Genomic DNA, 23,416 nt, shown 5'->3' with positions numbered 1-23,416 from the left:
TAATAAATAGTAAATATTAAAGTGCATATAATATATTAAAGTTCATATAATATTTAGGAGATATAATGTTTACAGTTACAAAACGATTAGAGGTGAGTGCATCTCACCAATTGAAATTAGATTATCCAAGCAAATGTCAAAATCTTCATGGGCATAATTGGATTATTACGGTTCATGCTCGTTCTGAAGAGTTAGACCATAATGGCATGGTTATTGACTTTACCATTATTAAAGAAAAAATACATGGCCGCTTAGATCATCGCCATATCAATGATGTATTAGGCGATATCAATCCTACTGCTGAAAACATGGCAAAATGGATTGCTGATGAGTTGGGCCCTAAATGTTTCAAGGTAGAGGTTCAAGAGTCTGAAGGGAACACAGCTATTTATGAACGTGATTGAAATCTTCGGGTCTATTGATGGTGAAGGAAGTCGGCAAGGGCTATTAACCACATTCTTACGCCTTCATGATTGCAATATACGCTGTTCATATTGTGACACTACCTATAGCTATGGTATTGATAGTACTTTCACAGACATGACCGTCCGAGAGGTGGCTGATGCTATTGAAAGTTTAGGAAATCATCGAATCACCATTACGGGTGGTGAGCCACTATTACAAGAAGCTGCTGTGCTGGAGCTAATCGATGAATTAAATCGTCGTAAATCTGCTAAATTAGAGGATAAACTGTGTGTTGATAAACAATCGACTAACGTATCTGAAGACGCTCAAGACGTATTAGATAGTGAAAGTCCCTACGATTTCAATATTGAAACAAATGGTACGATTATACCGAGCTTTCACCGAGAAAATGTGTGGTTTACCTACGATTATAAAACACCATCCTCTTTAGCTGAGGAATCTATGAATTTAGATATATTTAAAGTTTCTAGGGAACAGGATTTAATTAAATTTGTAGTAGGTTCCGTAGAGGATTTAGACTGTATGCGTCATATGATTAATCAATATCCTACAAAGGCTCAAATTTATGTATCGCCAGTGTGGGGGAAGATTGAGGCGGCTGCCATTATTGATTATTTGAAAGAGCATAATCTACAAAATGTACGATTCCAATTACAGATTCATAAATTTGTATGGGATCCTGATGCGAAAGGTGTATAGTATAGTTAGGGTGTAGGTAGAGTATCGAGTGTAGAGTATCGAATGTTTTTTATGCAGTATGATACATTATGATATGATGACACCTTGATATAAAGGGGAACATATGGATACAGAAAAAATAGAATCACTTGTATATCAATTGCTAGAAGCCTTGGGGGAGGACCCTAATCGTGAAGGTTTAGTAGAAACGCCTAAGCGCGTAGCTCAAATGATGGCAGAGGTATACGAAGGAATTCAGTATACGAATGCTGAGATTGCAGAGATGTATGGTAAGACCTTTGAAGTTGATACAAATCAAATGGTTGTAGTAAAGGATATTACATGTTTTTCCCATTGCGAACACCATATGGCTTTGATGTATGATATGAGTATTAGCATTGGCTATATTCCTAAAGGTCGTGTTATTGGATTATCTAAAATACCTCGCATTGCTGAAATGTGTTGCAAACGATTGCAATTACAAGAGAAAATTGGAGAAGATATCGGTGAAGTTATTTCACTGGCTACAGGGTCAGAGGATGTTATTGTTCATATTACATCTTCTCATAGTTGTATGAGTGCAAGAGGGATTAAATCTACAGATAGCCAGACTACTACATTAGCTACAAAGGGTGTATTTAACGAAGATAATATGATTCACCGGTTTATGTTGATGAAACAGTCATAGACTAGATATCTTGACTAATAGTTAGGCTATTCGGTATAATTAATAAGCTAGAAACTAACTGTGGGCCTATAGCTCAGGGGTAGAGCAACCGGCTCATAACCGGTCGGTCCCTGGTTCGATCCCAGGTGGGCCCACCAATTATGTTGATATCTACCGTCCTTGAGATTTTAAGGGCGGTTATTTTTATATGTAATCCATTTATTTCTTAGATACAATAGTCATTACTAAGATGGATAGTAGATGATACTCTACAGTATCCATCGTCTGATTTAAGAGGTTACTAAGAGATAAATAATAAATAGAGGAATTATGGAACCTAGACCTATGATGGATCGCTTAGAGGCGGTGTTTGCGATTGTGCCAAAGGCTCGCGCGATAGCTGATATTGGTACTGATCATGGATATTTAGCAGTAGAACTTATCAACCGTAATCGTGCTGACTTTGTTATAGCCGGTGATGTACATAAAGGACCTTTAGAGTCTGCAAAGGAATATGTTCAATCTTGTGGATTAAGCTCTAAAATTGATTGTCGTTTAGGAGATGGTCTCAAGGTTACGGAGAAGGGCGAATTAAATGGTGCCATTTGCTGTGGTATGGGGGGCTTCTTGATGCGCGATATCGTAGATGCCGGGCCTGAACCGTTGGAATTCTATGTATTACAACCACAAAATGGGCAAAAAGAATTGCGTCAGTATATGGTGCAAAAAGGCTATGTTATTGTTCTTGAAATTATTGTTGAAGATACCGGTAAATTATATACTGCGTTTTTAGCGATTCGCGAGGATTGCCTGGAAAACTATACGGGCACAGCAAATCATGAAAATGTGTATGCCGCATTGCCTGAAGAATCCTTGCTATGGTCAGTAGGAGCTCTTCTTGAACAAGAACGTCCACAACTTTGGACGAAATATATTGAATATTTAATATATCAACGACAATGTGCCTTAGATGGTATGACAGAGAAATTGAGTCATACTGATAAATATCGGGATTTAGAGCGCGAAGTCGAATTTCTTCGCAGCCTTTTAGAAAGTAGATAGAAAGAAGTGAGTTTTATGACAACTGTTCAACAAGTCATTGCCTTAATGGAACAATTAGCACCTCGATCCTATGCCGAATCTTGGGACAATGTAGGCCTTATGGTAGGGGACCGAAACGCTATGGTTATAGGTGTATTAACTACATTAGATGTAACAGAGGAAACCATTTCGTATGCCATTGAACATGACTGTAATTTGATTGTTAGTCATCACCCGTTAATTTTTAAAGGATTAAAACAATTATCTTGTGATACGACTCAAGGTCGCATGATTCATAAATTGATTCAGCATAAGATTGCCGTATACAGTGCCCATACGAATCTTGATATTGCACCGGGTGGCTTAAACGATATGTTGGCAGAACGATTAGGTCTTATAGACGTTAAGGGGTTTATCAAAACTGGTGAAGATGCATTATATAAAATAACTACATTTGTACCTGAAAATGCAGCTGATGCGGTTCGTCATGCTATGGGGGCTGCTGGTGCTGGCAAAATTGGTAACTATGAGTACTGTAGCTTTAGTATTCATGGTGAAGGTCGCTTCATTGGTAACGAAGATTCTCATCCTGTTATCGGTGAAGCCGGTGCTTTAACGGTCGCAACTGAGGTACAAGTGAATGCTGTCGTTGATGGTACACATTTAAGTCAAGTTGTAGAGTCGATGAAAGAAGCTCATCCTTATGAAGAGGTGGCTTATGAAGTAGTATCCTTGGTTGAGCTAAAAGGTTCGATTCAATATTTAGGTCGTATTGGTCGTTTGCCAAATGCACTCAATTTAGATACACTCCGTGAATGGGTTCAGGAAGCATTGCCAGAGGCTAATATTCGTTTTGCTGGGGTAGCTCCTCAAGAAATACAATCTATAGCACTATGCTCTGGTGCTGGCGCAGAATTTATTAAGGATGCAGCTCGGCTACATGTGGATGCATATATTACAGGCGATGTGAAATATCATGATGCCCAATTGGCTAAAGAGCTGGGATTGCTCGTAGTTGATGCGGGACATTTTGGCACAGAATCTATTGTTGCGAGAGGCTTAAGTGACTATTTACTTAGTCAAGATGTACCTGTTCCTGTGAAAGCTTTTACAGAACAGAATGATTTCTTTTTCTTATAATATTGCATTTTCTTGCAACAAATAGGCTAGCTATGATAAACTGAATTGAAGCAAGTATGAAAGACGGTTGCGAGTCCATAGGACTCGAGGAAAGTCCGAGCTCCATAGGGCAGGATGCCAGATAACGTCTGGCGAGGGTAACCTTAGGGAAAGTGCCATAGAAAAGGAAACCGCCACGTCAGTGGTAAGGGTGGAAAGGTGAGGTAAGAGCTCACCAGCAGTCTGGTAACAGGCTGGCTCGGTAAACCCCATCCGGAGCAAGACCGAATAGGGAAGGGTTAAGGGTGGTCCCGCCTACCTTCCGGGTTGTGTCGCTCGAGCGTGCAGGCGACTGTACGCCTAGAAAGATAATCGTCACCGCGCAAGCGGAACAGAACTCGGCTTATTGATTGCTTGCTTCCATATTTAAGATATAATTTATAGTATATAAGATTGTAGATCTTTGTTAGGAGAACTTCATGGCAATTACAGCGATTACTAGTGTACAAGAATTTGATGAAAAAGTACTTGGCTCTAAAGGTTTAGCTATTGTTGATTTCTGGGCTGCCTGGTGCGAACCTTGCACTGTTATGCGTCCAGAAGTAGAAGCAGTAGCTGAACGTTTAAAAGGTCAAGTAGAGTTCTTTAGTGTTGATGCAGAAGATAAAAATCTTCGTGGTATTTTGTTGAAAGAAGATATCGATGGTATTCCATCTATGGTGTTCTTCCGTGATGGCAAAATGCTTGATTCCCTTGTGGGTTACAAGAAAGCTGATGTGCTTGAGTCCCTAATCAAGGAAGTTATCTAATTTATTGATAACTAATGAATTTTATAAAAAATATATAATACAAGGCTGTATGCAAGTTAAATAAATTTTCTTGTATACAGCTTTTTTATTTGAATTATATAGTTTTCATAAATATTAAGTGATATAATAAAGTAGTAAGAATATGATTGTTATCATAATAGCTGTGACGAATTAGATAGTACATTATTTAATTTTCATAGTATGATTATTATCATAATAGTTGTAGTTCATTAAGTAATATTGATATATTGCGCAAAGTTGTTGTAAGGAGGCTATATTCCGTGAAGAATCGTATAAACAGTTTATGGACACTCTTCCAAGAGCGACGTTTGAGTCGACGCACATTTATGAAATCCTGTGTAGCACTCACCGCTATTCTAGGCTTGCCACCAACGATGTTAGACACTGTTGTTAAGGCAGCTGAAACAACTGAATTGCCTACGGTAATTTGGCTACATGGTCATGAATGTACTGGTTGTAGTGAATCATTCATTCGCTCATCTTCTCCGTTTACATCTGATGTAATTTTAAACATGATTTCTCTTGAATATGATGATACTTTGGCGGCTGCATCTGGTGCACCATTAGAGGAACATTTAGAGAAAATCATCAAAGAAAAAGCAGGCAAATACATCTTGGCTGTTGAAGGTGGTGTGCCACTTGATGAAAATGGTGTTTACTGTACAGTAGGTGGTCGCACATTTAAAGAATCCTTATTAGAAGCGGCTAAAGGCGCAGCAGCAATCATTGAATATGGTTCCTGCGCAGCTTGGGGTGGTATTCAAGCGGCTAAACCAAATCCAACAAATACAGTATCTGTATCTTCTGTTGTATCTGGTAAACCTATTATCAAAGTTCCGGGTTGTCCTCCAATTCCAGAGGTTATGACTGGTGTAATCATGCACTATGCATTATTTGGTCAAATTCCACCTCTTGATTCTCAAGGTCGTCCTAAACAATTTTATGGCAATCGTATTCACGACACATGCTACCGCCGTGCCTTCTTTGACTCTGGTCTCTTCGTTGAAAAATTCGACGACGATGCATCCAAATCTGGTTGGTGCTTGTATAAAGTAGGTTGTCGTGGACCTCAAACATATAATTCTTGTGGTAACTTACGTTGGTGGAATGGTTTGTCCTATCCAATTCAATCCGGTCACGGCTGTATTGGTTGCTCTGAAAAGGGCTTCTGGGATAATGACGTATTCTACAAACGTTTACCAGATATTCCATTAGCTAATACCATCACAACTGCTGATACAATCGGTACAGTGGCTGCTGTTGGTGCTACTGCAGCAGTTATCGTTCATGGTGCTGCAACTCTTACGCGTAATAAAATTCTTGATATGAAAGAAGAAAAACGCTTAAAAGAACAAGGCTTATGGGATGAAAAGAAACATAATAATGGAGGAGGTCACTAATGAAACGCGTAGTAGTAGATCCGATTTCCCGTATTGAAGGTCATTTACGGGTAGAAATAAAAGTTGATGAAGCGAGTGGTAAAGTAGAGGATGCATTGTCTTCTGGTACTGCTTGGCGCGGTATCGAACTTGTTGCTAAAGATCGCGATCCTCGTGACCTTTGGGCGTTCGTACAACGTATTTGTGGTGTATGTACTTCAACACATGCCTTAGCAGCATTACGTGCTGTGGAGGATGCGATTGGCATTACAATTCCTAAAAATGCAAACTACATTCGTAATATCATGCATAGTTGTTTAGATGTACATGACCATATTGTTCACTTCTATCATTTGCATGCTCTTGACTGGGTTAGCCCTGTAGCAGCTCTTAGTGCAGATCCAGCTAAAACCGCACAATTACAAAATGACGTATTAGCTACTTATAATGTAAGTGGTTTAGCGCCTGCTGAAACTGCGTCTAAAGACTCTGCATATCCTAAAGAGTTCCCTAAAGCTACAACTGCTTATTTCACAGCTATACAACAAAAGATTAAGAAAATTGTAGAATCTGGTCAATTGGGTATTTTCTCCGCTCAATGGTGGGATCATCCTGATTATAATTTGTTGCCACCAGAGGTTCATTTGATGGCCGTATCCCATTACTTGAATATTCTTGATCGTCAACGTGATATCGTAATTCCTCACGTTGTATTTGGTGGTAAAAACCCTCATCCGCACTATGTTGTAGGTGGCATGCCATGTTCTATTTCTATGAATGATATGAATGCGCCTATTAATACACAACGTCTTGCTGCGGTAGAAGAATCTATTGCATTGGCTAAAGATTTGGTAAATAATTTCTACGTGCCAGATCTATTAGCTATCGGCAAAATGTATGTAGAAAAAGGCATGATTGATGGCGGTGGCCTTGCGAAAAAACGCGTTATGTCCTACGGTGACTATCCAGATGATACATATTCTGGCATTTCTAATGGTGACTACCATAAAAAATGTGTCGTTCGTTCTAATGGCGTAGTTGAAAACTTTGCATTAGGCGTAGATAAAGCTACATTTATTCCATTAGAAGGTAAAGACTTCATGGATCCTCAATACCTCAGTGAAGAGGTTGATCACTCCTGGTTCACATATCCAGATGGTAAAAGCTCTCTTCATCCTATCGAAGGTGTTACAGATCCTAAGTTTACAGGCCCTAAATCTGGTACAAAAGAAAAATGGGAATTCCTTGATGAAGATAAAAAATATTCTTGGATTAAATCCCCAACTTTCAAAGGCAAAACTGCAGAAGTTGGCCCATTAGCAAAATATATCGTTGTATATACAAAAGTAAAACAAGGTATCATTAAAGATCCAACTTGGGCAGAATCCATGATTGTTCGTCAAATCGATACAGTATCTCAAGTACTTGGCGTTCCTGCTCATGTATGGATGACTACAATGGTTGGTCGTACAGCATGTCGTGGCCTTGATGCACAAGTAGCAGCAAATATGAGTCAATACTTCTTTGATAAACTCGTTGCTAATATCAAAAATGGTGACACTACAGTGGCTGATATGACTAAATTTGAGCCAAATACATGGGATAAAGATGCTAAAGGTGTTGGCCTTGTAGATGCTCCTCGTGGTGGTTTGGGTCACTGGATTCATATTAAAGATGGTCGCTCTGCAAACTATCAATGTATCGTACCATCTACATGGAATGCATGTCCTAAGACTGCAGCTAACGAACATGGTGCCTACGAAGACTCCATGATTGATACACATGTAAAAATTGCAGATAAACCACTTGAAATCTTGAAGGTAATTCACTCCTTCGACCCATGTCTCGCATGTGCAACCCATTTATACAATAAAAAAGGCGAAAAAATTGTTTCCGTCAATACAGATGCATTGTGTAAATAAAGGGTGGTGGGCTTATGTTAATACATACTGACAAAAAGGCGTATGTCGTATTTAGTTTATGGCTGCGCATATTCCACTGGACTATGGTGCTTAGTGTAACGGCTTTATTCTGGACTGGCCTATATATTGGTGATCCAGGATTTGCAGCTATTACAGGTAATCCAGAACCAACCTTTGCAATTGACGGCTGGTTCTCTATGGAAACTATGCGTCGTATCCATTTCATTGCGGGTGTTATCTTAACATTCTCCTTTATCTTCCGATTTGCTGGTGCTCTTTGGAATCGAGGGGACAGATTATTACCTAAATTCCGTCAAAAACGGTATTGGTACGGTCTTAAAGAAACTACATTGCACTATTTGATGATTCCTCAAAAGCATGAACATCATTGGCTTCGTAACTCCTTAGCGAGAACTGCGTACATGATGGTGTACATTATGTTCTTCTTTGAAATCTTAACGGGTTTTGCCATGTTTTCAATGGTTAATCCTAATGGTATTTTAGGAACTTTATTTGCTCCAGTTGTTACATTATTTGGTGGTGAATACAAGGTTCATATTATCCATCACTATATTGCTTGGGGCTTCTTGTTCTTTACTATTGTTCATGTGTACATGGCATTCCGAGAAGACGTTATGGAAGAATCTGGTGAAGTATCTGCCATGGTTTCCGGTATGAAGTATTATGCGCATGATCCAATCGATATTGAAGACCTCAATGGCAAACGCCGTCGTGGTGAACGTATCGATAAACCATCTGGTACAACATATCGTCCAAGTGATCCTAACGATCCTAGAGAAAGAGAATTACAAGAAAATGACTAATACAAGTACTGAAATCATCAGTGGCTTGGAAAAATACGCGGACTCAGAGGGTCCGCGTATTGATTTAAATAGCCTTTATGATGATGGTAATAATGAAATCGTCCTCCTCGGTGTAGGTAATATATTACTTACTGACGAGGGGTTAGGGGTTCATGTAGTAAAAGAGTTGAAAGAGTCTTTCACATTTAAACCGTCTATTTCTATTATTGATGGTGGAACGATGGGGATGGAGCTGCTTACGTATATGCGTGGTATGAAGAAAATTCTGCTCGTAGACGCTATTAATGGTGGGGAAGCTCCAGGAACTATATATGAGTTCCCTCATAAGGAATTAGAACAATATTTCACAGAACATATTTCTGTACACGAAGTAGGAATGCAAGATATTTTACGTATCCGCGCCATTCAAGAAGATCCCTTAGAGGATGCTGTTGTTATTGGGGTGGAACCAGAATCGTTAGAGATTGGTTTTGAACCTAGTGCACCTGTACAACGAGCTTTACCAGAGGTGAAAGAGCGTGTACTCAATGTGTTACGAGAATGGGGCGTAACTGCAGAACCTAACACTTAAACTAATAGGTTTATAAGATGTAAATTTATCTCTAATAGGAGTATTTATGATTGAGAATTATGGTAATGTTCGCGCCGTTTTAAATGAGTTGCGTTTAGCACTTAAAAATTTGCGTGAAACAGGTGAGACTTATTCTATTTATATAGAGAAAACAGGTCTTGCAGAAGAAGAGCAAGTGGAGGTATTAGAAACACTTGGTCGTGGTCATATTACGATTAACTTCAATGAAACAGATCAGCCTGTAGAGTGGTATGAATCTCAATTCTCTGGAATTTGGATTGGCACCTTTAAAAATGGCCGAGATGATTCGATTTTGCACACTGTAGAGGTTGCTAAGTATCCAGTCGTAGCTGGTGCATATGAAGAGGATATGGAACTAGCAGAGGCAGATTTACAATCTTGGATTGATGCTGCTGGCCTATAATATAAGAGACCCTTATCAGGGTCTCTTTCTTCTCTGTAGGAGAATATTTTGGTGATTTAGTTAGTTAGAATCATTAAATTAGCTTTGTTTTTTTATAATGTTAGTATTTTATTCATATTTTAAGTATATATAATTGGTTTATATAAAGAAAAATTTGTAAAATTACGATGGGTTTCATGAAAATTAAATGAAATTAATTAAATTTCTTGTATTTGATGTAAAAAATATATTTTATTTTTTGATTAATTATTAGTTTAGTTAGTTAATAACAGTATTTATTATCTTTTTACCGATATAAATTTATTTTATAATACGGTTTATTAAGTAGTTTCGTATATAAAATGTCATTTTACTTATTTGTAATACTTATATATAAGGTAAATGAAGAGGAAAAGCGGTAGAGTGTGAAGAAATCGCTTATTCACTGAGTTTATAGATATAAATCTGCCTATTGTTAACCTTGATGATTTGCCTTAATTTACTAATTAACTTAAAATATGTGAGTAAAATACTTTGGAGGATTTATGTTACTTTCTATTGTAGTGCCTGTATATAACGAAGAAGAGAACATAGCGAATTTTTATAAAGCTGTAACTGATGTTATGTCAGGACTCACGTACGATTATGAACTGATCTTCGTAGACGACGGTTCTAGTGATTCGTCATCTATGATATTGCGTGAAATTGCTTACAATGATAAACATGTCAAAGTGTTATTGCTTGCTCGTAATTTTGGGCATCAGACTGCGCTTACTTGTGGTCTTGATTATGCTCATGGAGATGCAGTTATTACAATGGACGGTGACATGCAGCATCCACCAGCTTTGATTCCTGAACTTGTTCGGTTGTGGGAATCGGGGTATGATGTGGTGCGCACCATACGCGATTCAACTGAAGATGCTAGTTGGGCTAAATCTTTCACGTCTAAGTATTATTACAAACTAATGAACAAAATGGCCGATGTTCCTATTGTTGAAGGTGGATCTGATTTCCGCCTCATGAATAGTAAAGCATTGGGCACATTGAAACGGTTTAGAGAACATGGTCGTTTCTTGCGCGGTATTGTTGGTGCCTTAGGGTATAGACAAGCTGAGTTGCACTTTGTGGCGCCACCTCGTTTTGCAGGGGTCTCAAAGTTTAGTGTGCGCAAAATGATACGATTTGCTCTCGATGGGGTAACAGCCTTTTCAAGAGTTCCTTTACGGGCTGCTTTGTACGTCGGTGTACTATGTGGTGGGTTAAGCTTCTTGCTTATATTGCACCTCTTGTATGTATATCTTACGGGTCAAGCCTTGAATGGATGGACTACCTTGGGCGTATCAATTTTGTTCATTGGTGGGATTCAACTCGTCGGACTGGGAATTATTGGCGAGTATGTAGGTCGTATTTTTGAAGAGGTGAAGCAACGGCCTTTGTATTGGGTTAAGTCAGCCATAAACTTTGATGAGCATGAAGAGGCTCCATTACTTGGACCTAGTAGTGCAGATGTGTTTATGGCACCTGAGACTTATACTCACAAAAGCAAAGAAGACTAGCTGTATTTGTGAATGCAAATAAATAGACGGTTAGTATATTTTGAATAAATAACTTACTTTAAAAGTTTTTGGAAAGGAAGCATATGAAGTCAAAATATAGTAAGGTTAAAATAACGGCATTAACATTAACTTTTGTGTGTGCCACAACAGCCATGGTAGGTGCAACAACATTACAATATGGTGATAAGGGCAAAAGTGTTACAGCGGTTCAACAACAACTAATTAAACACGGTTATAATGCTACAGATAAAAATGGTGTATATGGTAAAGAAACGAAATGGGCAGTTCGTCTGTTCCAACAAGATCGTGGCTTACCAGTGGACGGTATCGTAGGTCCTGCTACGTATAATGCATTGATGAGTGCTCCTCGTTCTACGAAGGCAGTATTGACTCAAAATGCAGCGACAAAAGCAGTAGCGACAAAATCCGCTTTCACAAACAACAATGCGACGTCTCGTCGTATTGCAGGTCAATCCATTACTGGCAAAAATATTAAATTAAATAATATTACGAAAAGCGAAACACCAAATAGCATTCACGCTATCTTGGCAGAAGCGGACAAATACCGCGGTGTACCATATGTATTTGGTGGCACTACTCCAAGTGGTTTTGACTGCTCTGGTTATGTTAAATATGTATTTGCGAAACAAGGTATCTCTTTACCACGTTTGGCAGATGAACAATATAACGTAGGTGTTGAAGTTTCTCGTGCAAACTTGAAAGCCGGGGATTTGGTATTCTTTGAAACATATGAACCAGGTCCGTCTCACTCTGGTATTTATATTGGCGATGGCAAGTTCATCAGCGCCACTTCCAGTCGTGGTGTTGCAGTAGCAGATCTTGATACTGGCTATTGGGGTGAACGCTATATCGGCGCAAAACGCGTTATCTAAGCTAATATATAACTAGCTTTAAAAGAGGCTATACGAATCAATTATGTTCTGTTGATTTGTATAACCTCTTTTTCGTTTATGTAAAACTTGAATTTTATCCTAACTTTTCTCATTGTAAAAGTATAGGAACTCCGCATGACCTCAATGTTTTTGATAGATTTTATATCGGTTTTACGTTATAATGAAGAGTAAATAATTTTAGGAGGAATATACACATGAAGGGTAATGAACTGCGTCAAGCATACTTGCAGTTTTTTGAAAGCAAAGGACATTTAAAATTAGATAGTTTTTCTCTTATTCCAGAAAACGATCCGTCTCTATTATTGATCGGGGCAGGTATGGCGCCATTGAAGCCTTTCTTTACAGGTAAATTGGTACCTCCTTGTCATCGTATTACAACAAGCCAAAAATGTATGCGTACTGGTGACCTTGAAAACGTAGGTCGCACAGCTCGTCACCATACATTCTTTGAAATGCTTGGTAACTTCTCCTTCGGTGATTACTTCAAAAAAGAAGCGATTCACTGGGCATGGGAGTTCTTAACTGAAGTTATTAAACTCGATAAAAATAGATTATATGTAACTGTATATCCAGATGACCAAGAAGCATATGATACTTGGCATAATGATTGTGGTGTAGAAGAAAGCCACATTACACGTCTTGAAGATAACTTCTGGGAAATTGGTGAAGGTCCATGCGGTCCTGATAGTGAAATCTTCTTCGACCAAGGTCCTGAACATGGTTGTGATGATCCTAACTGTGCACCAGGTTGTGACTGCGATCGATATCTTGAAATCTGGAACTTAGTATTTACACAATTCAATAAAATGCCAGATGGTTCCTACGAACCATTGCAACATAAAAACATCGATACTGGCGCTGGTCTTGAACGATTGGCTTCCGTATTACAAGGTTGTAAAACAAACTTTGAAACAGATTTAATTTTCCCAATCATCGAAGCGACTGCAAAACGCGCTGGTGTTAAGTATAACGAAGATCCAAATACAGATGTTTCTTTGAAGGTTATTGCTGACCACGCTCGTGCTGTTACTGCATTGATTTCCGATGGTGTATTGCCATCCAACGAAGGTCGCGGTTACGTATTGCGTCGTATTTTACGTCGTGCTGTACGTCATGGTCGTTTGCTTGGTATTGAGGGTATCTTCTTAACACCACTTATTGATGTAGTCGTAGACATCCTTGGCCCTGGTATTAAATCCATTGCAGAAAAACAAGACTTCGTTAAACGTGTTGTACAAAATGAAGAAGAACGCTTCAACCAAACATTGGAACAAGGTCTTGAGTTATTAAACTCCTTAATCGATACACTTGCAGCTGAAAAAGCTACTGTAGTTCCTGGCACAGAAGTATTTAAACTCTATGATACATATGGATTCCCTTGGGAATTAACAGAAGAAATCGCTTCTGAACGCGGCTTTACAATTGACCATGAAGGTTTTGAAGCAGCTATGAAGGAACAACGTGAACGCGCTCGTGAAGCTCGTGTAAAAGAAGATGCGAAGGTAGCAACACCAGACATTACGTTCTTGAAAGACGAAGAACTTGTTGAAGATGAAGCAGAAACTGCATCCTCCGTATTGATGCTTGGTAAAGGTTCTGAACGCTTGCAAACAGCAGCTGATGGCGATGAAATTACTGTTATCGTACGCACTACTCCATTCCATGCTGAAGGGGGCGGTCAATTAGGTGATACAGGCTTTATCGTTGGCCCAATGGGTAAGGTAGAGGTTCATAATACAAAACGTTTACCTGAAGGCACTGTATATCATATCGGTACTGTTGTAGAAGGTTCTATCTCTGAAGGTGATGATGTAACACTTGAAGTGGATACAAATCGTCGCGCAGCAATGGCTCGCAACCATACAGCAACACATTTGTTACATGCAGCATTGAAAAAGGTTCTTGGCGAGCATGTTAACCAAGCTGGTTCTCTAGTAACTCCGGATTACTTGCGCTTTGACTTCACTCATTTCTCCCCTGTAACACAAGAGGAACTTGATCAAATCGAAGCTCTTGTAAATGAAGAGATTTTAAAAGCTACAGACCTAGCTATTGCTGAAATGTCCATGGACGAAGCAAAAGCGAAAGGTGCAATGGCACTCTTTGGCGATAAATATGGCGATGTAGTTCGCGTTGTAGAGGTTCCTGGTTTCTCCGTTGAATTATGTGGTGGTTCTCATGTAGGCAATACTGCTTTCATTAGTTCCTTCCGCTTAACTTCTGAAGCTGGTATCGGTTCTGGTGTACGTCGTATTGAAGCGATTACAGGTCGTGCAGCTCTTGATGCAGCAAAACATGATCGTTTGACTATCGAACGCATGGCAGGGGAACTTAAAACTAAAGCTCCTCAAGTAGAAGAACGCTTACATCAAGTCTTGGCAGAAGCAAAAGAAACTGCAAAAGAATTAGAACAAATTCGTAAAGAGCTTTCTGCAGCGGGAGCAGCTGATATCATTGCTGGTAAGGTTATGATTGGCGATGTAGCATTTGTAGCGGCTTCTGTAAAAGCTTCCTCTGTTGATGAATTACGTGATCTAGCTGATATGGGCCTTGATAAATTAGATGGTTCTGGCGTAGTGCTCGTAGGCGCTGCTATGGGTGATGACAAAGTTAACTTTGTATGTAAAGTCTCCAAAGATGTAGTAGCTAAAGGTGCTAAAGCGGGTAACATCGTAAAAGCCGCAGCTCAAGTAGCTGGTGGTAATGGCGGTGGCCGTCCAGATATGGCTCAAGCAGGCGGTAAAGAACCAGCTAAATTGATGGATGCATTAAAAGCTGGTGGTGAAGCTTTAACATCTATGTTACAATAGGCATATAATTTTATAATTATACTTGTATCTGTTATAGAAAAATTTTATAATGCATAAAAAGTTACTGACTTTGTAGCTTTAATTCAAGTATAATAGGAGGCGAGGTTTTACTTTTACAGTGAAGCTTGCCAATGTAATAAAAAGGAGGGATACGATGAAGGTTTCTGATGAAACTATGTTATTCCGTAAAGTAGACGATGAACCGATGACAGCTGAAGAGGTTCTTACTCGTGTTTATCAATCTATTCAAGAAAAAGGTTACAATCCAATCAATCAAATCTTAGGGTATCTTATTTCTGGAGATCCAGCGTACATTACAAGCTATAATAATGCACGTTCTGATATCCGTCGTTTAGAGCGGGATGACTTGATTGAGGAATTGTTGAAAGAATACGCAAAGGCAAAACAACTATAATGAGAATTATGTCATTAGATGTGGGCAGCCGTACTATCGGTATTGCCTGTAGTGATGCACTGCTCATGACAGCACAAGGTATTGAAACCATTCGTAGAACATCTCTTGAAAAAGATTTTAATCGCTTACAAGAACTCATTGCTGAATATGAAGTACATGAGCTTGTAGTAGGTATGCCGAAGAATATGAATGGTACAAAAGGTGAACGAGCTGAAAAGACTGAAGAATTCGTTGAAAAGATGAAAGAAGTCATCGATTTACCTGTTTCATATTGGGATGAGCGGTTATCTACGGTTATGGCTGAACGCCAACTCATTGCAGCTGACGTAAGTCGTAAAAAGCGTAAATCCGTTATTGATAAAATGGCAGCGGTTGTAATTTTGCAAGGATACTTAGATCGCTTGCAGTTCAATAAATAAATCTTTTTTTCCACAAGGAGGGTTTCCAATGGTTGACCAAAACTTTGAAGGTGAAGTGTATTATTTAGAATTCGAAGACGAAAACGGCAATAAACAATACTTCACAGAAGATGTTGTTCTAAACCATGAAGGTCGTGAGTATGCAGTTCTTGTACATGTACAAGACGAAGAGGCAGACCACGAAGGTCAAGATGACACATACATGATCTTGGCTAGCATCGAAAAAAATGAAGAAGGCGTAGAAGTATACGTACCTTTAGATGAAGAAGATGAAGTTTTTGAGACTCTAGTAAAATTGTATGAAGAAATGGAAGATGGCGAGTAGTTGTTTTCTTTATAAATCTAGCGTGTTGTCTTTGGGCAATACGCTATTTTTATTTGTTATATATTAAGATGCCCATAATATGATAATGTCCTTTTATATAGGGGAAATATGGACTTTATGGTATAATAAGATGATAAATACTATTATGTTACAGAAAGGAACTCAACGTCGTGAGAAAAGCCTTAAGATATATTTTAATCCTTATTATTGTAGGCGTATTAATCATCGCAGGTGGCCTTGGTGCAATTTACTTGGTACCAAATACCTTTGCTCAAGATGATGGTACACAGGTGCTTGTCATTGAAAAGGGACAGACTGGTACTGAAATTGCAGATATGCTCTATGAACGAGGTCTCATTCGAACTACGCAAGGTTTTAAGCTTTGGTTATATTTGAGCGGTACTAATGATAAACTTCAAACTGGTCACTACCAAATTCCTAATAAGGTAACTGTGCGCGAACTCATTTCTTTATTACAAGAAGGTCATGTAGAATCTATTCGTGTTACCATTCCTGAAGGATATACCGTTGGGGATATTGCTATCGTTCTAGAAAAAAATCAAATCATGAAAGCAAAGGACTTCTTAGCGGAAGCTAAAACCTTTGTACCATACCCATACATGAAGGGTACAAGACCAGCTACATATCCTGTGGAAGGCTTCTTATTCCCAAGTACTTATGAAATTCCAGTAGGGGCAACGCCACGTGAAGTGATTCAAATGATGGCTGACGAAATGAATCGTTACCTCACACCGGCTGTAAAGAAACAAATTCAAGCTCAACACATGAGTATTCATGACTTTGTAACATTGGCATCCATTGTTGAACGTGAATCTTTATTTGATGCAGATCGTCCAACAATTGCAGGGGTATTTAAAAAACGGTTAGCCCATGGTATTCCATTGCAATCTGATGCGACAATTTCCTATGTACTTGGTTATGCAAAAGAAGATGTAACTATTGGTGATACGCAATTACAAAGCCCGTATAATACATACGTATCTAAAGGCTTGCCACCTGGTCCAATTGCGAACCCTGGTAAAAAAGCATTAGATGCAGTTTTACATTCTGAAGATACAGATTATTTATACTTTGTAGCAGATAAAGATGGACATAACCACTTCTCTAAAACATATGAAGAACATTTAGCGGAAATTCATAAAATCTATGGTAATGATACAGCTACCTCCTCTAATACAGGAGCAGCCGTACAAGCAGGTCCTAACTATGACGTGGCTGTGGCAACGACAGAGCCTAACTACAATTACAGCTCTGAAGAAGCGGTGGAAGCAGATTCTCAATATGTTAATGTGGAACCTACGTACAAATATACACCAACAACGGTTCCAGCTGCTGAAATTCCAGCACCAACACCAGCTCCACAAGCACCAGCTCAATCTGCACCAGCAACTCAATCATCTAGTTCTAACTCTTATGTGCCAACTACAACACCTGCTCCAGAATCTATGCAAAATGTTGTACCAAGTACACAACAACTACCTCATATTGAAGTAAAGCCAGCTGAATCTGTGGATCGTTCTACGTTGGTAATTCCTAGTGGTAATAGCAATAAATAATGTAGGAGATTGAATCTACTTTCATGACATTAAATGATATTTTAAATGAACAGCGTATTTACGCGATGATTAATGATGTACCGATTCTACGAGAATCTGAGGTTCATCTCTTTGAAGAATTAATAGGTTTGTACCGGCCCACCTCTGTGTTAGAGGTGGGCACCGCCATTGGTTACTCTGCTTTGTTGATGGCTCCGCTACTCGACGAAGAGGAGGGACATATTACATCTATTGAATTAGATGATGTGCGTTACGAAATGGCGAAATATTATATTAACCAATCTGATTATGCCGATACAATTACATTGCTGAAAGGCGATGCGTCTCAAGTCTTAACGGAACTCACCGATGAATATGATCTAGTATTTTTAGATGGTCCCAAAGGGCAATATCTTAAACAATTAGAACTCATTTTGCCTCATGTGAAAGAAGGAGGCGTTATCCTTGCAGACAATGTACTTTTTAGAGGCTATGTAAGAGGCGATAAGGAGCCGCCAAAACGGTTTAAAACTATCGTAAAACGGTTAAAAGAATACTTAACGTATGTTGAAAATAAAGAATTGTTTAACACCACCATCTATCCAATGGGGGATGGTATGAGTGTGAGTGTGTGGAAAGGGCACAACAAATAATGGCAGAACATTTTATGGAATTGCTTTGTCCAGCCGGTAATATGGACAAGCTCAAAATGGCTATTCGCTATGGTGCGGATGCTGTATATTGTGCAGGCAAACGTTTTGGCTTGCGCGCAGGTAACTCTAATTTCTCCGATGAGGAATTAAAGGAAGCTGTAGAATTCGTACATGCTCATGGTAAAAAAATCCATGTTACATGTAATATCATTCCTCACAATGAGGATTTTGAAGGTTTAGAGGATTATTTGAAATTCCTTGAAAGTATCGGTGTTGATGCAATTATCGTTGCTGATATGGGTATCTTTAGCCTTGCTAAACGCGTGGCTCCAGGCCTTGAACTTCACGTAAGTACACAAGCATCTACAACAAACTGGCATACAGTGCAAATGTGGAAAGAACTGGGTGCTACACGCGTCGTAGCGGCTCGCGAAGTATCCTTAGCAGACCTTAAAGAAATGAAGGATAATGTAGATATTGAAATCGAATCCTTCGTACATGGCTCTATGTGTATTTCTTACTCTGGTCGTTGTCTATTGTCTAATTACATGACAGGTAACCGTGATGCGAACCGCGGTCAATGTTCTCAATCTTGCCGTTGGAAATATTCCCTTGTCGAATCCAACCGACCTGGTGAATATTATCCAATTGAAGAAGATGAACATGGCACATATATCTTTAACTCTAAAGACTTGTGTTTGATTCATCGCATTCCTGATTTATATGAAGCTGGTATTGATAGCCTTAAAATTGAAGGCCGTATGAAATCTGTTCACTATTGTGCAACAGTAGCAAAGGTATACCGTACAGCTATCGATACGTATCTTAAAGAAGGTAAAGATTGGTATGTTCGTCCAGAATGGATTGCAGAATTAGAAAAAATTTCTCACCGTCCATATACTGATGGCTTTGCAGAAGGTCGTCCTGATGAAACGGCTCAAAACTATGGTAAATCTACCAATACACAAAGCCATGACTTCATCGGTTTAGTTATGGGCTACAACGAAGAAGAAAAATACGTTGATCTTGAACAACGTAATAACTTCAAGGTAGGCGATAAAGTAGAATTCTGCCAACCTAAAGGTGAACTTGTGGAAACTGTAATTGAAAAAATGACAGACGAAGATGGTAATCCAATCGATGTAGCACCACATGCTCAAATGAAAGTGCGTATTTACATGGATACACCACTTGAACCGTACTCCATGATGCGTCGTGAGTGCAAACCTAAAGCGGAGTAATTATGCGTGGTACGCCATTAGAACCGAGTAAATCTATCGGTGCATTTCCCGATGTACCAGATTTAGAGACCTCTGGAGAAGAAGCGTATGTGTTCTTTCATCTTGCACCGAAGCATACAAACTATATCAATCGCATCATTGAAGGCTATGAATATTTAGGTGTTATGACCTCTGTAGATACGAGTGGGCGGTGCATGTTGCGCTGCACACCATCTACAAAGCCATTAGCCATTGAAGTATTAACTAGCTTATCTGATTATGTCACTATAGAGAAATGAGAGTATATCTATGAAACAATCTATTTTGAAACGTGCATTATTAACAGCTTGCCTTAGTGTATCTATGGCCGGCGTAGCTATGGCGGGCCCTGTAGGTCCTGTTATCATCCCTCAAGCAGGGGATGTAGTAGTCATCAATCATGGTCCTGATATGACCTTCACTGGCAATATCAACTTTGATGTGGAAAGCCAAACTAATAACAACTTACAAATTGGCTCCACTGTGATCCCTAATGTAGTATATGGTGCTGCTTTCAATAAAACTGGTGCACCAGATACAATTATCCCAGCTCAAACTTACGTGTATGTAGGTACAAAAGATGGGGCGAATGCTTTCACAGAAGCTAGCGACGCCGACAAAAAAGGGGCTAACTGGAATGTAGAAACGTTGAAGAAAATTAAGTCCGGTGATGTACAATTGGCAAGCCGTGGTGTTCCAGAAAAACCATTGGCAAACCAAGTAGCAACTATTAAAGACTCCATTATGCTTAGCGCTGTAGACCTCAGTACAACAGAGGTAGGCCGCAATAGCAAGGGCATTCTATATATGACAGTTCCTAAGGAATTGAAATTAACTGCGGATACAGGTATTCCTGAAGACGTACGGGAAACAATGCCAGCCATGTTCCGTGGTAAAATGGGTGACTCTCTCATGGTAAACCTTATGCCTCTAAATGATGACGAAAAACAACAATTAGCGGCAAATCCTCATAATGCTAATGCAATCGTATTTAACCGTGGCATGAGCATGGCGAAAATGATTGGTTCCTCTGCTCGTACAAGCAAAGTGTATACATACATGAAAGACCATTATTTGAACCTCGTTATCGTAGCAAAAGATTACGACGATAATGGTGCTCGTGGTAGCGGTGTTATGATGGTATCTAAACAAGATAACTCTAATGATGTACTCTTAACACTTTACAAAGGCCCAGATCTTTCCAATAGCAAATTGGAAAAAGTAATTGGCGCTATGTTATCTACAAACTTTAAACGCTAATAGATCTAATAAAATCTTCAAAGTTTAATAGGTCTTACAAAACGGCTCGATATACGGGCCGTTTTCTTTTTGTTTTAGGAAGTAAGAGTGTTATGTTGAATTTATAGAATTTATGAAATTTACTATTGAACCGTATTGAATTTTTTAATTCCCTGTGATACTATAATCTAGTAAAAGTTATGCAAAGGACATGATTCTCATATCCCTGTGTACCAGAGAGAGGCTGATGCTGGAAATGCCTTACACATATATCAGAGTTACCCCCTTTAAACTGATTTGTCGAACCTAAGTAGGCAAATACGGCCGCCACCGTTATCGGGCTTAATGAAGTGAATTAACTATACACATATATTCGTATAGGTAGTTAACTAGGGTGGAACCGCGAATGATCTTCGTCCCTTGTTTTGTAGGGATAGAGGGTCTTTTTTTATTACAAAAATCCAGTCTATCCTAGATAATAATTGGAGGAAATTAAAATGGCAGATGTAAAAATCATTTTACCTGATGGTAGTGCTAAGGAATACGCTGCTGGCACTACTCTTGGGGAAGCAGTAAAACAATTATCTAACAGCTTGGCTAAAAAAGTACTAGCTGCAAATGTAAATGGCGAATTAACAGACCTTCGCGAAGAACTCGTTGATGGTTCTGAAGTAGCATTCTTAACATTCGAAGAAGATGGTGGTAAACATACTTTGCGCCACACAGCTTCTCATATCTTGGCTCAAGCGGTTAAACGCTTATGGCCTGAAGCTAAATTAGCTATCGGTCCTGCTATCGATAAAGGTTTCTACTATGATATCGATATGGAACATACTTTGACTCCTGAAGATTTGGGCAAAATCGAAAAGGAAATGAGCCGTATTGTAAAAGAAAACTTGCCTATCACTAAATCCGTAATGTCTCGTCAAGAAGCTATCGAGTTCTTCAAATCTAAAAACGAAGACTACAAGGTAGAATTGATCGAAGATCTTCCCGAAGATGCAGTTATCTCTTGCTACGCTCAAGGCGATTTCATCGATCTTTGTGCAGGTCCTCACGTAGCATCCACTGGTAAGGTGAAAGCTTTCAAATTACAAAGCATTGCAGGTGCATACTGGCGCGGCGATGAAAAGAACAAAATGTTGCAACGTATTTACGGTACAGCATTTGAAAAGAAAGAAGAACTTGATGCATACCTTCACTTACTTGAAGAAGCAGCTAAACGCGACCATCGTAAACTTGGTAAAGAACTTGGCTTGTTCGTTATCAAAGAAGAAGGACCTGGCTTCCCATTCTTCTTACCAAAAGGTATGGCACTTCGCAACGAATTGGAAAACTTCTGGCGTGAAGTTCACCATGAATTTGATTACGAAGAAATTCGTACACCAATCATCTTAAATAAACAATTGTGGGAAACATCTGGTCACTGGTTCCATTACCGTGAAAATATGTACACTACAATCATTGATGATGAAGAATATGCAATTAAACCAATGAACTGCCCAGGCGGTATCTTGGTTTACCAAAACGAAATGCATTCTTACCGTGACTTCCCATTGCGTTACGCTGAACTTGGTTTAGTACACCGTCATGAATTGTCCGGTGCTTTACACGGCTTATTCCGTGTACGTGCATTTACACAAGATGATGCTCACGTATTCATGTTGCCAGATCAAATGCAATCTGAATTGATGAAAGTTATCGAATTGTTCGACCGTATTTATAGCCAATTCGGCTTGAAATACCATGTTGAATTGTCTACTAAACCAGACAATGCAATGGGTGATGATGCAATCTGGGAAGCAGCTACAGAAGCATTGCGCAATGCCATTGAAGCAAAAGGTATTCCTTACGTAATCAACCCTGGCGATGGTGCATTCTATGGTCCTAAACTTGACTACCATATCGAAGACTCCTTAGGTCGTACATGGCAATGTGGTACTATCCAATTGGATATGAACTTGCCTGAACGTTTCCAAATTGAATATGTTGGTGAAGATGGTCAAAAACATCGTCCTATCATGATTCACCGTGCATGCTTCGGCTCCATGGAACGTTTCATCGGTATCTTAACTGAACACTATGCAGGTGCATTCCCAACTTGGATGGCTCCTGTACAAGTTAAAATCTTGCCTATCTCTGAAAAACATGTTGAATATGCTAAAGAATTGGCAAAACAAATGCATCGCGACTATGTACGTGTAGAAGTGGATGATCGTAGCGAAAAAATTGGCTACAAAATCCGCCAAGCACAAATGGCAAAAGTTCCATACATGCTTGTCGTAGGCGATAAAGAAGTTGAAGAAGGTACAGTTAACGTTCGTAAACACGGTGGTGACGAATTAGGTTCCGTACCATTTGAAGAATTCTTCAATTCCATTAAAATTGAAATCAAAGAACGTAACTAATT

The 23,416-nt window shown here is 39.1% G+C and carries 23 protein-coding genes, 1 tRNA gene, 1 other RNA gene and 1 other annotated feature; all 25 genes read left to right on the top strand.

All coding sequences use genetic code 11. The annotated features are described in order from the left end of the window. Nucleotides 1-65 precede the first annotated feature (65 nt). The 25 genes from queD (at nt 66) to thrS (ending at nt 23,414) form a co-directional block, all read left to right on the top strand. Complete coding sequence (gene queD / locus VRHSUH10_RS03090) at nt 66-404, top strand: 6-carboxytetrahydropterin synthase QueD (protein WP_004696395.1); 339 nt, start codon at nt 66-68, stop codon at nt 402-404. Beyond that, a complete protein-coding gene (locus VRHSUH10_RS03085) occupies nt 391-1,125 on the top strand; it encodes a 4Fe-4S cluster-binding domain-containing protein (RefSeq protein WP_105089403.1) in 735 nt (244 codons plus the stop codon). Before queD ends, VRHSUH10_RS03085 begins: the two co-directional genes overlap by 14 nt. 103 nt (nt 1,126-1,228) lie before the next feature. Next, a complete protein-coding gene (gene folE / locus VRHSUH10_RS03080) occupies nt 1,229-1,792 on the top strand; it encodes a GTP cyclohydrolase I FolE (protein ID WP_105089402.1) in 564 nt (187 codons plus the stop codon). A gap of 62 nt (nt 1,793-1,854) precedes the next feature. Beyond that, nucleotides 1,855-1,929, top strand: a tRNA-Ile gene (locus VRHSUH10_RS03075). 172 nt (nt 1,930-2,101) lie between these two features. Further along, nucleotides 2,102-2,833: a class I SAM-dependent methyltransferase gene (locus VRHSUH10_RS03070; RefSeq protein ID WP_105089401.1), complete on the top strand. Its 732-nt coding sequence runs from the start codon at nt 2,102-2,104 to the stop codon at nt 2,831-2,833. Nucleotides 2,834-2,848: 15 nt separating this feature from the next. Then, complete coding sequence (locus tag VRHSUH10_RS03065; RefSeq protein ID WP_105089400.1) at nt 2,849-3,952, top strand: Nif3-like dinuclear metal center hexameric protein; 1,104 nt, start codon at nt 2,849-2,851, stop codon at nt 3,950-3,952. A gap of 50 nt (nt 3,953-4,002) precedes the next feature. Next, nucleotides 4,003-4,353, top strand: an RNA gene (rnpB, locus tag VRHSUH10_RS03060) — RNase P RNA component class A. A 57-nt stretch (nt 4,354-4,410) separates the two neighbouring features. Next, on the top strand, nt 4,411-4,740 hold the full coding sequence (locus VRHSUH10_RS03055) for a co-chaperone YbbN (RefSeq protein WP_105089399.1): 330 nt from the start codon (nt 4,411-4,413) through the stop codon (nt 4,738-4,740). Nucleotides 4,741-5,021: 281 nt separating this feature from the next. Next, a complete protein-coding gene (locus VRHSUH10_RS03050) occupies nt 5,022-6,161 on the top strand; it encodes a hydrogenase small subunit (RefSeq protein WP_105089398.1) in 1,140 nt (379 codons plus the stop codon). Next, a complete protein-coding gene (locus VRHSUH10_RS03045; RefSeq protein ID WP_105089397.1) occupies nt 6,161-8,062 on the top strand; it encodes a nickel-dependent hydrogenase large subunit in 1,902 nt (633 codons plus the stop codon). Before VRHSUH10_RS03050 ends, VRHSUH10_RS03045 begins: the two co-directional genes overlap by 1 nt. Before the next feature lie 14 nt (nt 8,063-8,076). Further along, a complete protein-coding gene (cybH, locus tag VRHSUH10_RS03040; protein ID WP_105089396.1) occupies nt 8,077-8,886 on the top strand; it encodes a Ni/Fe-hydrogenase, b-type cytochrome subunit in 810 nt (269 codons plus the stop codon). Beyond that, the gene (locus VRHSUH10_RS03035) at nt 8,879-9,457 is read left to right on the top strand and encodes a HyaD/HybD family hydrogenase maturation endopeptidase (protein ID WP_105089395.1); all 579 of its coding nucleotides are present in this window, start codon (nt 8,879-8,881) and stop codon (nt 9,455-9,457) included. Before cybH ends, VRHSUH10_RS03035 begins: the two co-directional genes overlap by 8 nt. Nucleotides 9,458-9,503: 46 nt before the next feature. Next, nucleotides 9,504-9,881 (top strand): hydrogenase expression/formation C-terminal domain-containing protein, encoded by a 378-nt coding sequence (locus VRHSUH10_RS03030; protein ID WP_105089394.1) that lies wholly within the window; start codon nt 9,504-9,506, stop codon nt 9,879-9,881. A 524-nt stretch (nt 9,882-10,405) separates the two neighbouring features. Beyond that, the gene (locus VRHSUH10_RS03025) at nt 10,406-11,416 is read left to right on the top strand and encodes a glycosyltransferase family 2 protein (protein WP_105089393.1); all 1,011 of its coding nucleotides are present in this window, start codon (nt 10,406-10,408) and stop codon (nt 11,414-11,416) included. An 83-nt stretch (nt 11,417-11,499) separates the two neighbouring features. Continuing rightward, nucleotides 11,500-12,309, top strand: coding sequence for a C40 family peptidase (locus tag VRHSUH10_RS03020; protein ID WP_105089392.1), 810 nt, complete (start codon nt 11,500-11,502; stop codon nt 12,307-12,309). A gap of 215 nt (nt 12,310-12,524) precedes the next feature. Continuing rightward, entirely contained in the window at nt 12,525-15,140 is a 2,616-nt protein-coding gene (alaS, locus tag VRHSUH10_RS03015; protein ID WP_105089391.1) for an alanine--tRNA ligase, read from the top strand. A gap of 154 nt (nt 15,141-15,294) precedes the next feature. Beyond that, nucleotides 15,295-15,555: an IreB family regulatory phosphoprotein gene (locus tag VRHSUH10_RS03010; protein ID WP_009351224.1), complete on the top strand. Its 261-nt coding sequence runs from the start codon at nt 15,295-15,297 to the stop codon at nt 15,553-15,555. Next, nucleotides 15,555-15,974, top strand: a complete 420-nt coding sequence (ruvX, locus tag VRHSUH10_RS03005) for a Holliday junction resolvase RuvX (protein WP_005386119.1) — start codon at nt 15,555-15,557, stop codon at nt 15,972-15,974. Before VRHSUH10_RS03010 ends, ruvX begins: the two co-directional genes overlap by 1 nt. 28 nt (nt 15,975-16,002) lie before the next feature. After that, nucleotides 16,003-16,299 (top strand): DUF1292 domain-containing protein, encoded by a 297-nt coding sequence (locus VRHSUH10_RS03000; RefSeq protein ID WP_005386121.1) that lies wholly within the window; start codon nt 16,003-16,005, stop codon nt 16,297-16,299. Between the two features lie 170 nt (nt 16,300-16,469). After that, nucleotides 16,470-17,876: an endolytic transglycosylase MltG gene (gene mltG, locus VRHSUH10_RS02995; RefSeq protein WP_105089390.1), complete on the top strand. Its 1,407-nt coding sequence runs from the start codon at nt 16,470-16,472 to the stop codon at nt 17,874-17,876. A gap of 23 nt (nt 17,877-17,899) precedes the next feature. After that, the gene (locus VRHSUH10_RS02990) at nt 17,900-18,508 is read left to right on the top strand and encodes an O-methyltransferase (RefSeq protein WP_105089389.1); all 609 of its coding nucleotides are present in this window, start codon (nt 17,900-17,902) and stop codon (nt 18,506-18,508) included. Continuing rightward, nucleotides 18,508-19,749, top strand: coding sequence for a U32 family peptidase (locus VRHSUH10_RS02985; RefSeq protein ID WP_105089388.1), 1,242 nt, complete (start codon nt 18,508-18,510; stop codon nt 19,747-19,749). Before VRHSUH10_RS02990 ends, VRHSUH10_RS02985 begins: the two co-directional genes overlap by 1 nt. A gap of 2 nt (nt 19,750-19,751) precedes the next feature. After that, nucleotides 19,752-20,027 (top strand): DUF4911 domain-containing protein, encoded by a 276-nt coding sequence (locus tag VRHSUH10_RS02980; protein WP_105089387.1) that lies wholly within the window; start codon nt 19,752-19,754, stop codon nt 20,025-20,027. Nucleotides 20,028-20,037: 10 nt separating this feature from the next. Beyond that, nucleotides 20,038-21,027 carry a hypothetical protein gene (locus VRHSUH10_RS02975; protein ID WP_105089386.1) on the top strand — a complete coding sequence of 330 codons (990 nt, stop codon included), beginning with the start codon at nt 20,038-20,040 and terminating at the stop codon, nt 21,025-21,027. A gap of 170 nt (nt 21,028-21,197) precedes the next feature. Further along, nucleotides 21,198-21,430, top strand: a binding site (T-box leader). A gap of 73 nt (nt 21,431-21,503) precedes the next feature. Beyond that, the gene (thrS, locus tag VRHSUH10_RS02970; protein ID WP_105089385.1) at nt 21,504-23,414 is read left to right on the top strand and encodes a threonine--tRNA ligase; all 1,911 of its coding nucleotides are present in this window, start codon (nt 21,504-21,506) and stop codon (nt 23,412-23,414) included. The last annotated feature ends 2 nt before the right edge of the window (nt 23,415-23,416 follow it).

This window comes from Veillonella sp. T11011-6 (assembly GCF_002959755.1).
Taxonomy (GTDB): domain Bacteria; phylum Bacillota; class Negativicutes; order Veillonellales; family Veillonellaceae; genus Veillonella.
Note: the sequence above shows the minus strand (reverse complement) of the source record. Positions and strands in the feature narration are given on the sequence as shown.